We start from the raw sequence: 12,674 nt of genomic DNA on the forward strand, positions 1-12,674 counted from the left end.
CTATTCCTGGTTCTGCGGCGGGAGCACTGAAATGATCGGGTGGTCGATGCCCATGTTGCCGAGCTTCGCGGCACCACCCGGGGAGCCGACCTCGTCGAAGAACTCGACGTTCGCCTTGTAGTAGTCGGCCCATTCGTCCGGGACGTCGTCCTCGTAGTAGATGGCCTCGACGGGGCAGACCGGTTCGCAGGCACCGCAGTCGACGCATTCGTCGGGGTGGATGTACAGCGAGCGTTCGCCCTCGTAGATACAGTCAACGGGGCACTCTTCGATGCAGGCCTTGTCTTTGACGTCGACACATGGCTGGGCGATGATGTAGGTCACGGTACCCGGGGCCTTCCTTCACTACGGAAAATGTTCGGTGGTTGCATGCGGCTAAACATGCATGACACAAGCTTAGTCCTGACCCGCACCGATTGCCGCAGCAGCCCTCGCCGTGATCCATTCTTACGTCCTTCGTCACACGGCGACGACCACGCGGGCCGCGAAGCCGCGAATTCTTACGTTCTGTGTCACGCCGCAGCGGCAAGCGGCCCACGCGGGAGGTTTTCTTACGCCCCGTGTCAGCGGGGCGCAATCGCCCGAGGCCCTAGGATTGGTGCATGAGCATGGACTTCTTCGCTACCCTGGTCCCCGGTGCCCGCGTGGTGGTCCGGCACCGCCTCGCGCTCGCCGAACTCGGGCCAGCCGGTGAGCAACTCACGGACGCCCTCGGATACCTCAGGGCATCGACCGACTCCTGGGTGGAAATCGAGACCCGAAGCGGGCTGGTGCGCATCGACAGGGCATCCATCACGCATGCGAAGGTTGTCCCGCCTGCGCCCGAACGCCGCCGCCGCGCCGCCCGTCCCTGATCACGGGCCACGCCGACGGTGCCAGGGGACCCCAGAGGCCGAAACCACCGGCGATCCGCCACCCGCATGTGATTTGAATGATTCAATCAGTGGCGGTTTTTCACGTATGCTGATGACATGCCCACAGATGAAGAGCTGCAGGCCCGTGCCCGGGCGCTGAGCTCCCCGCTCCGCCTTCGCATTCTGCGACTCTGCTTGCATGAATCCCGCACGAACAAGGAAATTGCGGACCTGCTGGATATCAATCCGGCCACGTCGCTCCACCATGTGCGTACCCTGCTCGCCAACGGCTTCCTCGTGGCCGAGGAAACGCGGCGCGGCAACCGGGGAGCCAAGGAAGTGCCCTACCGAAGCACGAAGCTTTCCTGGGGCACCAAGCTCCCGGATGCTGCGCCGCTGCTCGTCGACACGTTCCTGCAGGAAATCGACGGCCTCGCACCGGAAGAAATCCAGGTCCTTCGCGTCGGCCTGAAACTCAGCGAGGGCACCCAGAAGGAAATGCTGGCCCGCATCCATGCCGTGATCGAGGACTACGCGATGCGCGAGCCGGATCCCGACGGAGTCGCGACGTCACTGTTCATGGCACACCACCTGGACCTCAACGCACACCAGCGCTAACCCCGCAGGGACCCCGCAATCGGCCCGAATACACGGAAATGCCCGGAAGGATCTCCTTCCGGGCATTTCCATATGGTGTTGCTACGCGTTGGCTCTCGGCCGGGCACGCAGGTGGCGCGAGACCAGGAAGACCGCGACGACCACCGGAACGATAATTCCGTACACCCAGATCGTTCCTGCCAGCGCAGGGCCGGGCAGTACGTCAAGGTACTGTGCGGAGACAACCATCTGGTTGTGCGCGTCTGCCGAGAACAAGGCCACGAGGACGTAGGTCGTCATGCCGCTGAGCGCGCTGACCCACAGTTTCCCGCGGAGCATCCCGGCCAGGTAGCACAGGGCGCCTGTCAACAGCAGGGCGAGGGCCGCTCCCCAGGGAAGCGGCGTGTCCCCCACGTAGCTGAGCGATGCGTGAAGGATCGTTCCCACCACGGCGGCAAGCGCCCCGGCGGCCAAGGCCACCAGGACGCTGCCCAGCATGGGGGCCAAGGAGCCCCCTTGTTGCTGGTTAGGCCTTGGCTCGTGCACGGGCGACCTTGGCGCGTTCGCTGGCATTCAGGACGACCTTGCGGATGCGGATGGCTTCCGGGGTGACCTCGACGCACTCGTCTTCGCGGGCGAATTCGAGCGACTCTTCAAGGGTCAGGACGCGCGGCGGGGTCATGTTCTCGAAGCTGTCCGAGGAAGCCGCACGCATGTTGGTGAGCTTCTTTTCCTTGGTGATGTTCACGTCCATGTCATCGGAGCGCGAGTTTTCGCCAACGATCATGCCTTCGTAGACCTCGGAGGTCGGCTGAACGAAGAAGGACATGCGTTCCTGGAGGTTGATCATCGCGAACGGGGTGACGACGCCGGCGCGGTCAGCCACGATCGAACCGTTGATGCGGTATTCGATCGGGCCGTGCCACGGCTCGTAGCCCTCGGCCAGCGAGGAGGCGATGCCGGCACCGCGGGTGTCGGTCAGGAAGCGGGTGCGGAAACCGATCAGGCCACGAGCCGGAACGACGAATTCCATGCGGCACCAGCCGGTACCGTGGTTGGCCATGTTGGTCATGCGGCCCTTGCGGGCGGCCATCAGCTGGGTCACGGCGCCGAGGAATTCCTCGGGCACGTCGATGGTCATGTGCTCCATCGGCTCGTGGACCTTGCCGTCGATCTTCTTGGTAACAACCTGCGGCTTGCCGACGGTCAGCTCGAAGCCTTCGCGACGCATCTGCTCAACGAGGATGGCCAGTGCCAATTCGCCACGACCCTGGACTTCCCAGGCATCCGGACGCTCGGTCGGAAGGATGTTCAGCGAAACGTTGCCGATCAGTTCCTTGTCGAGGCGGTCCTTGACCTGGCGTGCGGTGACCTTGGCGCCCTTGACCTTGCCGGCCAGCGGCGAGGTGTTGATACCAATGGTCATCGAGATGGCCGGCGGGTCGACGGTGATCAGCGGCAGCGGCTTCGGGTCTTCCAGGTCGGTGAGGGTTTCACCGATCATGATGTCCTCGATGCCTGCAACTGCAACGATCTCGCCCGGTCCGGCTTCTTCGGCCGGAACACGGGTCAGGCCCTTGGTGGCGAGCAGTTCGGTGATCTTAACCTGCTTGAGGGTACCGTCCTGGCGTGCCCAAGCAACCTGCTGGCCCTTGCGCAAGGTGCCGTTGAAGATACGCAGCAGTGCCAGACGGCCCAGGAACGGCGAGGCGTCAAGGTTGGTGACGTGTGCCTGAAGGACTTCGCCCTCGTTGTAGGTCGGGGCCGGGACATGCTTGATGATGGTCTCGAACAGCGGCTCGAGATCCTCGTTGTCCGGCAGGGTGCCATCGGCCGGCTGGTTGGCCGAGGCGAAGCCGGCCTTGCCCGATGCGAAGACGATCGGGACGTTCAGGATCTTGTCCAGGTCCAGGTCCGGTGCTTCGTCGGCGAGGTCCGAGGCCAGGCCCAGGAGCAGGTCCATGGAGTCGGAGATGACGCCGTCGATGCGGGCATCCGCGCGGTCGGTCTTGTTCACGACGATGATGACTGGCAGGTTTGCGACAAGGGCCTTGCGGAGCACGAAGCGGGTCTGCGGCAGCGGACCTTCCGAGGCGTCAACCAGGAGGACAACGCCGTCAACCATGGACAGGCCGCGCTCTACCTCGCCACCGAAGTCGGCGTGACCCGGGGTGTCGATGATGTTCATGGTCATCTGCTTGCCTTCGGCGGCCGGGCCGCTGTAGAACACCGTGGTGTTCTTGGCGAGGATGGTGATGCCCTTTTCGCGTTCGAGCTCGCCAGAGTCCATCACACGATCTTCGGTTTCACCGTGGCTGTCGAATGCACCGGTCTGCTGGAGCATTGCGTTGACCAAAGTGGTCTTGCCGTGGTCAACGTGCGCAACGATTGCTACGTTGCGCAGGTCGTCGCGACGAATGAGAGTGGAATCTGACATGCGAAAAGGCTCACTTCTTCTAGAGAATTATGGGTCTCGGGGATCGGGGCCACGATTGACCCAATTCACCATTCTAGTACTTCTGGAAAAACTGGCGGAAATCGTGCCGAACATCACCCGTCCCCGTATGCCATGCTCACAGCCGAATTTCGTGGAATCGGGCTGCCCGGTTGACGAAAGACCCCGTCATTCCGGGGTTTTCACTTCAGGTGTGCGAGCCGTAAATCACACGCACCAACTGGGCTGCCTTCTCCCCTGTCTCGCGCATTCGGTACTCCCGGTTTCCAACAAAGTGGCGTGGCCGTCTCCCAACACCCGGCGTCGACTTCGCTGCCAAAGTCTTTGGGAGATTTGCCCGCAGACCAATCACGTCTACGCAAGAGAGGCCCCGCCCCGGTGTCTCCCGGCCCACGCATTTTACGCAGCAAGACGTCGTGCCACCTCGTAGCGAGTGGCAGCGGGACTCATTACAGGTGTCGTCTACATCGTGGGTAACCTCGCGCCATGCTTCTGAGCACCTTCCTTTCGCGGCCATAGCATGGGGATTCACAGCACCCCACCGCACCTAAGGACGCCCATGCCCGACTCCACAAGCCCACTGCGCAACCTTGGATTCCTCACGATCGGACTGTTCGATCCGCAAGATCCTGCCGCCGGACACGAATCGACCTTGCAGGTGATCGAGCTCGGCGAGCAGCTTGGCTTCGACAGTGCCTGGTTGCGCCACCGCCACCTCCAGTTCGGGATCTCATCCCCCGTTGCCATCATGGCCGCAGCGAGCCAGCGCACTTCCCGGATCGAGCTGGGGACCGCCGTCACCCCCATGGGTTGGGAGAACCCGCTGCGACTGGCCGAGGACCTGGCCACCGTGGACCTGCTAGCCGGCGGGCGCATCAACCCCGGCCTCAGCGTGGGCGAACCCATGCACTACGACACGGTCAAGCACGAGCTGTATCCGGATTCGGCGGACCTGGAGGACTTCGACTACACCCGGGTGGAAAGGTTCGCCCGAATGGTGGCCGGTGAACCCGTTCGCGAGTTCTCGGGCAAGCAGGGCGTCGTGGAGGAATTCTCCAGCCGCGTCGAACCGCACTCTCCCGGGTTGCGCGAGCGACTCTGGTACGGTGCGGCCAGCAAACGCTCGGCCATCTGGGCCGGAGCCCACGGGTTCAACCTGCTGACCAGCAGCGTGATCTTCCCCGAGCCCGTCCAGGACCCGTCGTTCGCCGACATCCAGCAATCACAGATCCGCGCCTTCCGGGAGGCCGCCGCGGCGTCAGGTTCCGGCGGACGGGCCCGCGTCTCGCAGGGGCTCGTGGTGATTCCAACAGACTCCGCCACCAGCGCGCAGAGGGAGAAGTACCGACGGTACGTCGAGGAACGCACGCCGCGCACCCTCGCTCCGCAGGGCCCCAAGCGGATGCTCTTCGCCCCGGACCTGATCGGAACCAGCGAGCAGATCGCCGAGCAACTGCATGCGCACTCCGGATTCCGGGAGGTCGACGAGGTGGCCTTCGCCCTGCCCTTCAGTTTCGAGCACGAGGACTACGTCCAGATCCTCACCGACATTGCCACCACCCTGGGACCGGCCCTTGGCTGGTCGCCTGCGGTGGAGCGCGTTGGCCGCAGCTAGCCGGGCCCCCTTCGCGCTGCTGGCATCCGTTGGAACCGGTCATGTCAGACGTCGAAAGCACGTGAGCAGGATTCAAGAAGCATGCCGGGACCTGCGGCGGTAGTGTGATCCTGAACCGGAACCGGTTGCCGTATACGAACTGAGGAGAATCACGTGGCTGAGAAGAACGCCGGGCTGTCCAAGGAGGAACGCGAGGCCGTCAAGCAGCGCGCCGCCGAATTGCGTGCGCAGGAGAAGGCCGGGAAGAACCGTGCCGCGGGCGAGGCTGCCATCCGCGAAGCCATCGCCGCGATGCCGGATGAGGATCGGGTCCTGGCCGAGGGCATCGACAGGATCGTTTCCGAGGTCGCCCCTCACTTGGTCCCCAAGACCTGGTACGGGTTCCCCTCGTACGCCGACGCTGACGGGAAGATCGTCGTGTTCTTCAAGGCTGCGTCGAAGTTCACCACCCGCTACGCCACCCTCGGTTTCGAGGAGTCCGCGCAGCTCGACGACGGCGACCTGTGGGTCACCTCGTTCGCGCTCGTGGCTCTGACCCCCGAGACCGAGAAGACGATCGCGGAGTACATCCGCAAGGCCGCCGGCTGACCCTGCATTTCCTGGCCTTCCGCCATAGCCCGAAAGCCCGGGATCCTCACACACCTCGTGCGGGAACCCGGGCTTTTCGTTTAGCCGGCTGAATCGACACGGCGGAGTCCGGCTGGGCGTCGAAGGGTCCTTGATCCAGCGCCGCTTGGCTGGGCAGGACGCCGGTCTTCAACGGAAACGGCCCCGCTTGCCGAAGCACGCGGGGCCGATCCGGAAACACGAACCTGAATGTTGAAGCGGAACTCCACCAGGTTTCGTCACGGAACAACTTCTGCTCCATCTCTATCCGTTCATCTGTTCTCGCGACGGCGTCGAGTTCGCTGGCAATGCCGCTTTCAAGGACGAAACGTCGTTACAGACCAACCGCATCGTGCTCGCCCCCGTCCTGGCGAACATCTTGAACATGAGAACGGAGCCCGATTCAGATCCCGAGGTCATGAGATACCTGGGCACGGGGGGCGAGTTCCGAGTGCTACACCTGTACCGACAATCGGCTAGCGAGCGGCTGCTGTTCATGTGCCCCGTCTCGGACTCTGTTCTAGGTTCAACAACGGCCGATGGCTAGGCTGGGTGGATGGCGACAGTTATTCTCGTGCGGCATGGCCGCTCCACAGCCAATGCCACAGGGCTGCTGGCCGGCCGGGCCCTCGGCGTGAGCTTGGACCAGATCGGACGGGAGCAAGCGGCCCTGGCCGGAGACCGGCTGGCAAACGTGCCTTTGGCCGGGGTGGTGTCGAGCCCTCTTGAGCGTTGTCAGCAGACCGCCCAGTTCATCCTCGATCGCCAGACTACAACCCCGTACGCACCCGTTGACCTGGACCTCACCGAGTGCGACTACGGCCAGTGGCAAGGCCGCACGCTCGCCGAACTCGCGACGGAAGAATTGTGGCGGGTTGTCCAGTCGCAACCGTCCGTCGCTGTCTTTCCCGGCGGTGAATCCATGGCCTCGATGCAGGCTCGGTCAGTGGCAGCGATCCGGCGCCACGACGCAGCATTCGAAGCCGAGTACGGACCAGGGGCTGTGTGGGCAGCGGTAAGCCACGGCGACATCATCAAGTCGATCCTCGCCGATGCCCTCGGCATGCACCTTGACCTGTTCCAGCGCATCAACGTGAGCCCCGCCTCCATATCGATTGTTCACTACGGAGCCAGTCGTCCGAGCGTCTACGCGACCAACACCGATGCGGGTGATCTGTCGTGGCTGGCGAACGGCATCAATTCTGGCGATGCACCGGTGGGCGGCGGCTCGGGGCACAAGGCGCCATGAGCCACATGGGCCTAGAATACTGACATGCCTACACGTGTTCACGAGTTTTCCTGGCCTGATCGGGTCGTCGTTGGCACCATCGGCCTTCCGGGGGCGCGCACGTTTTACCTGCAGGTGCGCATGGGGACGCAGGTTGTGAGTATCGCCATGGAGAAGCAGCAGTCGGCTGCGCTCGCCGAGAAGATCGACGAAATTCTCGACGAACTCATCACCTTCGAGGGCAACCCCTTCAGCGTTCCGACGGGTACCCCCATCGAACTTGTCGACAACGACCCGCTCGAGGCCGTCCACGAGCAGTTTCGCACCGGGGCCATGAGCTTGGGGTGGGACCCGACCTCGGCCCAGATCGTCATTGAGGCCCACCCCATCCCCTCTGACGATCCCGACGACAACGACGAATCGCCTGGCGAGGACGAGGCCGAAATGCTGCGCGTGCGCATACCGGTCGGCACCGCCCGCGCGTTCACCAAGCGCACCTTCGAGATCGTGAGTGCAGGACGTCCGATGTGCCCGCTCTGCGGATATCCCATGGACGCTGAAGGACACACCTGCACCCTTCCCGAGTCCTGATGCCGGCTCCGGACCTCGAGACAGCCGAACTGAAACTCACCGGCCGTATCACGACGGCTTCAAACGCCACTTTTCTCGGCAGCATTGGCGACGTGGCGGTCGTCTACAAGCCGATCGCAGGCGAAAGCCCGCTGTGGGATTTTCCCCAGGGAACGCTGGCCCACCGGGAGGTGGCCGCATATCTGGTCTCGCAGGTCTTCGGCTGGGATGTCGTGCCACACACTTGGCTGCGCGATGGGCCGCTGGGCGAAGGAATGGTGCAGCTCTGGCAGGAGCAAGATCCCGCCCAAAACCCCGTGAACCTAATCGCTGCGGACAATATGCCGGAGACAGGTTGGAAACACGTTCTCGAGGGACAGGACGAGAACGGTCGTATGGTCGCACTCGTTCACGAAGACACCCCTGCGCTCAGACGCATGGCTGTATTCGACATCATCGTCAACAATGCAGACCGCAAGGGCAACCACATCCTTGCCATGACTGACGGACACCGGCACGGCGTGGACCACGGGCTCACCTTCCACCGTGACATCAAGTTGCGTACGGTGCTGTGGGGATGGCTGGGAGATGCTCTGACCGAAGAGGAAGAAGCGGGCATAGTTCGTGTCAGCGAAGGACTGCACAGCGGACTGGGTCGAAGCCTGACGAACTTACTCGGCGCCGACGAGATCGAATCGCTCGCCGCACGCTGTGCCAGGTTGCGCCTGGCAAGGCGGTTTCCAGCTCCTGACGGTGAGATGCCGGCGGTTCCCTGGCCGCTGTTCTGAGGGAATCACGTCTGTTGGCCACTCGGCCTGTCACGATTGGTCGCCCTCCGCGCGAGCCCGCAGGGCGGATCCAGCACCCGGCGCCAACGGTGCCGTTGGTTCCCCGAACGGCTTTGATTGCGGGCACGAGTTTGGTTGCTCGGTCCATAGGCAGCAAATTGCTGGCGAAAAACGCATGGCCGCCAAGAACTCGAGTTCTTGGCGGCCATCGCAAAAGGTTTAAAGTCGGTCTGGACCTAGACGTTGAAGCGGAACTCCACCACGTTCCGACATGGAACCACCTCTACGTCAAGGTAAATAGTCGAATCTAGTCTTAACTAGGCGATTAAGATCGTTGCAGATCGTACTGGGTGCACGGAAGATACCTGCGACGATCGGGGTCGAGGTTGCCCCCCACTGCAACTTGGACAACTTGCACTCAAGACATGGCGCGTTGTCAGCGACAACTGGAATGGGGAACAGCTAAGCGGCAAACCGGAATTCGACAGCTGCTCGACACTAGAGAACGCGTGGCGAGGTGGTCAGCTCGACAACGACACCGGGCGTAGCAATAAGCGCGCGGATCGCCCTCGCGGTCTCTTCTGCCTCCTTCATCAGCTTCACGATCGCAGCGTGATTTTGCCAGTGCTGCCTCCAAAGATCCGCTCCGACCAATGTTGCAAAATCGACCCGAGTCGGAGAGCCCCACTTTTCATAGTCTTCAAGGCGCGCCGCACGTGATTCGAGGTCGGCAATGCCACGCGTGAATGGCGATAGGCGGGCTGAGCTGAAGAGCCACTCACGCCAGTTCTTGTTTCCTTTGCTCTGATTGCACTTGCCACAGGCTGGAACAAGATTGTGAATTTCTGAGATGTAGCCAGTAGGCATCTTGTCGACTACGAGAGGACGAAGATGATCCCATTCCGTGGCGCCCCCTCCGCAGTATGCGCAAACAGCATTCTCCATGCCAAGTACGCTCAGAGCCTCTTCAACTTGGCCAGGCGTCGGGGAAATAACTGGGATGATTCCGTTTACGAAAGAGTTCGTGATACTGGAGGTTCGTCCGGTGATTCGGACTGGCTTCGGCATTGCGAACTGTGGATGGGCTAACATGCACTACACACTACAGCGGCAGGCAACACATCGTGTCGGCATTTGACGGGACCCCCTGAGGTAAGTAGGAGCTGGCCGGATGAGCGCTCAAAGTCAGCAGATCGACAGTCGTTCGCTTCGTGAATCTTTTTATTCAAGCATTTCAATTTTCCGGTTTAGGTTCACAGGTCAGTGCCCTTAGCGCACTTCGTACTTTGGTTCTTAGAAATCACTCCCTTGGACCTTAGCGCAGAACTCCACCACGTTTTTCCTGCCTTATTCGTTCTATCCCCCAATGCACAAATGTCCCGGCTTCCGTCGTGGAAGCCGGGACATTTGAGGGATACGAGAATCAGACGTTGAAGCGGAACTCCACGACGTCGCCGTCCTTCATGATGTATTCCTTGCCTTCGATGCGGGCCTTGCCGGCGGCCTTGGCTGCGGACATGGAACCGGCTTCGACGAGGTCCTCGAACGCGACGACCTCGGCCTTGATGAAGCCGCGCTGGAAGTCGGTGTGGATGACACCCGCAGCCTGCGGGGCGGTCCAGCCCTTGTGGATGGTCCAGGCGCGGGTTTCCTTCGGGCCTGCGGTCAGGTAGGTCTGCAGGCCCAGGGTGTCGAAGCCGACGCGTGCCAGCTTGTCCAGGCCGGATTCGTCGTAGCCCGCATCCTCGAGCATCTCCGCGGCTTCTTCCTCGGTCAGCTCGGCCAGCTCGGATTCGAACTGCGCATCGAGGAAGATTGCCTCGGCCGGGGCCACGAGTGCGGAAAGTTCTTCCTGCATTGCGGTGTTGGCCAGGCCCTCTTCATCGGTGTTGAACACGTAGATGAACGGCTTGGTGGTCATCAACTGCAGCGGTGCCAGCTCGTCGATGTCGATGCCGGCGGCCTTGCCCGCGGCGTAGAGGGTGTTGCCCTCTTCGAGCACCTTCTGCGCGGCCTTGACCAGCTCGATGAAGGAAGCTTCGACCTTCTTGGTCCGCAGTTCCTTCTCGAGTCGCGGCAGCTGGTTTTCGATGGTCTGCAGGTCCGCGAGGATCAGCTCGGTCGCGATGGTCTCGATGTCCGAGGCCGGGTCAACCTTGCCGTCGACGTGAATCACATCGGGGTCGGAGAAGACGCGCGTCACCTGGCAGATGGCCTCGGCTTCGCGGATGTTGGCCAAGAACTTGTTGCCCAGCCCTTCACCCTCGGAGGCACCCTTGACGATGCCGGCGATGTCCACGAAGGACACCGTTGCCGGGAGGATGCGCTCGGATCCGAAGATCCCGGCGAGCACCTTCAGGCGTGCATCGGGCAACGGCACGACACCCACGTTGGGTTCGATGGTTGCGAAGGGGTAGTTGGCCGCGAGGACCTGGGCGCGCGTCAGCGCGTTGAACATGGTTGACTTGCCGACGTTGGGCAGTCCGACGATTCCGATTGTAAGAGCCACGGGAATAGAGTCTACCGGTCATATGGTGTCGGTGCTTCCTGCAATGCTTGTGCTCATGACTACAACTATTTGGTTGGCGGCCCTGCTGGCCCTGGTTTTGGGGTTCGTCGGTGGCGCACTCACGTGCTGGTACCTCACCCGGGCGGCGCGCGGCGCGCTGCATGCCGAGGGTTCCGGGGTGCAAGACGAGCTTGCCCTCACGGCCCGGCTGCTGGCCGGGGCGCAGGCGCAGGTCGCCGAGTTGCGTGACCGTGTCGCCGAAGACCGAACCCGCGAGGCGCAGGACCAGTCGGTCATGCAGGCATTGGCACCGGTGGCCGAGCAATTGCGGCAGGTCCGCCAACAGGTTTCGGTGTTGGAACGCGACCGCGTTGAACAGTTCGGACAGCTGAGCGAGCAATTGGTGCAGGCCGCCCACAACGATGCCCAGCTGCTGCGGACCACGGGGTCGTTGGCCTCCGCCCTGGCCAACAGCGCGGCCCGCGGGACATGGGGCGAGCTGCAATTGCGGCGCGTGGTGGAATCGGCGGGCATGCTTGCCCACGTAGATTTCAGCGAACAGTTCCGCACCACTGACGGGCAGCGGCCGGACATGGTGGTCAGGTTGCCAGGCGGCAAGATGATCGTTGTCGATTCGAAGGTGCCGCTGGCTGCCTACCTCCGGGCGCAGGAGCTTGCCGGGGCGCCCGACGGCCCCTCGCAGGCGAGAGCCCATGAAGCGTTCAAGGAGCACGCCAAGGCGCTGCGCCACCATGTCGATGCTCTCGCGTCGAAGGCATACTGGGAGTCGCTGGAGGGAAGCCCCGAACTTGTTGTCTGCTTCCTGCCGGCGGAGTCGTTCCTGGCCGACGCATTGGAGGCCGATGCCGGGCTGTTGGACCACGCGTTCTCCAAAAACGTCGCTCTGGCTTCACCGGCCACACTGCTGGCGATGTTGAAGGGCCTGGCGTTTGCCTGGCGGCAGGACCTGCTGACGGAGAACGCCCGCGACATGTTTGTGCAGTCGCGTGAGCTCTACGAACGGCTGGGCACCATGGGCACGCATGTGGCCAAACTGGGCAGCTCGCTGCGCGGCAGTGTCGAGAAGTACAACGCCTTTGTGGGCACCCTGGAATCCCGTGTGCTGCCCAGTGCCAGGCGCATCAGGGACCTTGACCCGGGACTGGGCGAGGAACACGATCCGTCCGCGGCCCTGCACCAGCTGCCCCTCATCGAGGCGGCCCCGCGGGGGCTCAGCGCCGTGGAGTTGGTCGACAGGCAGCCCGCTCCCCCGCAGTACGCCCCGAAGCTCCTTGATCCTGCGGAACCGACCACCCCATTGGAGGTTCCTGAACTCCAGGAGGAGCTGGATCCGCTGGGGTCGGAGGCAGCCGGATCATAGGCCGCGGGAATCGAAGATCCCAGCACAACCATTTCCACGCACAATAGACGTAGGGGCCCGGTTCACAAGCG

Annotated in this window: 13 protein-coding genes; 8 read left to right on the forward strand and 5 right to left on the reverse strand. The window is 62.8% G+C overall.

The features are described from left to right. Entirely contained in the window at positions 1-324 is a 324-nt protein-coding gene (gene fdxA / locus ACSYDW_RS03130; RefSeq protein WP_438337228.1) for a ferredoxin, read from the reverse strand. Positions 325-602: 278 nt separating this feature from the next. Here fdxA and ACSYDW_RS03135 point away from each other — a divergent pair, with 278 nt between their 5' ends. Together ACSYDW_RS03135 and ACSYDW_RS03140 are read left to right on the forward strand one after the other, a co-directional pair. Beyond that, complete coding sequence (locus ACSYDW_RS03135) at positions 603-854, forward strand: putative acetyltransferase (RefSeq protein WP_438337229.1); 252 nt, start codon at positions 603-605, stop codon at positions 852-854. 117 nt (positions 855-971) lie between these two features. After that, complete coding sequence (locus ACSYDW_RS03140) at positions 972-1,472, forward strand: helix-turn-helix domain-containing protein (protein WP_438337230.1); 501 nt, start codon at positions 972-974, stop codon at positions 1,470-1,472. Between the two features lie 81 nt (positions 1,473-1,553). On the opposite strand, the gene ACSYDW_RS03145 is transcribed toward ACSYDW_RS03140, so the two are convergent. Then, positions 1,554-1,958, reverse strand: coding sequence for a hypothetical protein (locus ACSYDW_RS03145; protein ID WP_438337231.1), 405 nt, complete (start codon positions 1,956-1,958; stop codon positions 1,554-1,556). A gap of 19 nt (positions 1,959-1,977) precedes the next feature. Next, entirely contained in the window at positions 1,978-3,888 is a 1,911-nt protein-coding gene (gene typA / locus ACSYDW_RS03150; RefSeq protein WP_438337232.1) for a translational GTPase TypA, read from the reverse strand. 577 nt (positions 3,889-4,465) lie between these two features. On the opposite strand from typA, the gene ACSYDW_RS03155 reads away from it, so the two are divergent. From ACSYDW_RS03155 to ACSYDW_RS03175, 5 genes are all read left to right on the forward strand, one after another. After that, a complete protein-coding gene (locus ACSYDW_RS03155; protein WP_438337233.1) occupies positions 4,466-5,521 on the forward strand; it encodes an LLM class flavin-dependent oxidoreductase in 1,056 nt (351 codons plus the stop codon). A gap of 153 nt (positions 5,522-5,674) precedes the next feature. Beyond that, the gene (locus tag ACSYDW_RS03160) at positions 5,675-6,109 is read left to right on the forward strand and encodes a hypothetical protein (protein ID WP_438337234.1); all 435 of its coding nucleotides are present in this window, start codon (positions 5,675-5,677) and stop codon (positions 6,107-6,109) included. 574 nt (positions 6,110-6,683) lie between these two features. Then, complete coding sequence (locus ACSYDW_RS03165; protein WP_438337235.1) at positions 6,684-7,376, forward strand: histidine phosphatase family protein; 693 nt, start codon at positions 6,684-6,686, stop codon at positions 7,374-7,376. A gap of 24 nt (positions 7,377-7,400) precedes the next feature. Continuing rightward, entirely contained in the window at positions 7,401-7,946 is a 546-nt protein-coding gene (locus ACSYDW_RS03170; protein ID WP_438337236.1) for a DUF3090 domain-containing protein, read from the forward strand. Continuing rightward, entirely contained in the window at positions 7,946-8,713 is a 768-nt protein-coding gene (locus ACSYDW_RS03175; protein WP_438337237.1) for an SCO1664 family protein, read from the forward strand. Before ACSYDW_RS03170 ends, ACSYDW_RS03175 begins: the two co-directional genes overlap by 1 nt. A gap of 498 nt (positions 8,714-9,211) precedes the next feature. On the opposite strand, the gene ACSYDW_RS03180 is transcribed toward ACSYDW_RS03175, so the two are convergent. Next, the gene (locus ACSYDW_RS03180; protein WP_438337238.1) at positions 9,212-9,805 is read right to left on the reverse strand and encodes an HNH endonuclease; all 594 of its coding nucleotides are present in this window, start codon (positions 9,803-9,805) and stop codon (positions 9,212-9,214) included. 331 nt (positions 9,806-10,136) lie between these two features. After that, positions 10,137-11,222 carry a redox-regulated ATPase YchF gene (gene ychF / locus ACSYDW_RS03185; protein ID WP_438337239.1) on the reverse strand — a complete coding sequence of 362 codons (1,086 nt, stop codon included), beginning with the start codon at positions 11,220-11,222 and terminating at the stop codon, positions 10,137-10,139. A 55-nt stretch (positions 11,223-11,277) separates the two neighbouring features. Between ychF and ACSYDW_RS03190 the strand changes: the two genes are divergently transcribed. Next, positions 11,278-12,603 (forward strand): DNA recombination protein RmuC, encoded by a 1,326-nt coding sequence (locus ACSYDW_RS03190; protein ID WP_438337240.1) that lies wholly within the window; start codon positions 11,278-11,280, stop codon positions 12,601-12,603. Positions 12,604-12,674: the final 71 nt, after the last annotated feature.

Source organism: Paeniglutamicibacter selenitireducens (assembly GCF_051550675.1).
GTDB lineage: Bacteria > Actinomycetota > Actinomycetes > Actinomycetales > Micrococcaceae > Paeniglutamicibacter.

What these genes read in the sequence shown, in the direction of transcription:
- ACSYDW_RS03135 (WP_438337229.1), top strand. Translation starts at nt 603, where the DNA reads ATGAGCATGGACTTCTTCGCTACCCTGGTCCCCGGTGCCCGCGTGGTG.
- ACSYDW_RS03140 (WP_438337230.1), top strand. Translation starts at nt 972, where the DNA reads ATGCCCACAGATGAAGAGCTGCAGGCCCGTGCCCGGGCGCTGAGCTCC.
- typA (WP_438337232.1), bottom strand. Translation starts at nt 3,888, where the DNA reads ATGTCAGATTCCACTCTCATTCGTCGCGACGACCTGCGCAACGTAGCA.
- ACSYDW_RS03155 (WP_438337233.1), top strand. Translation starts at nt 4,466, where the DNA reads ATGCCCGACTCCACAAGCCCACTGCGCAACCTTGGATTCCTCACGATC.
- ACSYDW_RS03165 (WP_438337235.1), top strand. Translation starts at nt 6,684, where the DNA reads ATGGCGACAGTTATTCTCGTGCGGCATGGCCGCTCCACAGCCAATGCC.
- ACSYDW_RS03170 (WP_438337236.1), top strand. Translation starts at nt 7,401, where the DNA reads ATGCCTACACGTGTTCACGAGTTTTCCTGGCCTGATCGGGTCGTCGTT.
- ACSYDW_RS03175 (WP_438337237.1), top strand. Translation starts at nt 7,946, where the DNA reads ATGCCGGCTCCGGACCTCGAGACAGCCGAACTGAAACTCACCGGCCGT.
- ACSYDW_RS03180 (WP_438337238.1), bottom strand. Translation starts at nt 9,805, where the DNA reads ATGTTAGCCCATCCACAGTTCGCAATGCCGAAGCCAGTCCGAATCACC.
- ACSYDW_RS03190 (WP_438337240.1), top strand. Translation starts at nt 11,278, where the DNA reads ATGACTACAACTATTTGGTTGGCGGCCCTGCTGGCCCTGGTTTTGGGG.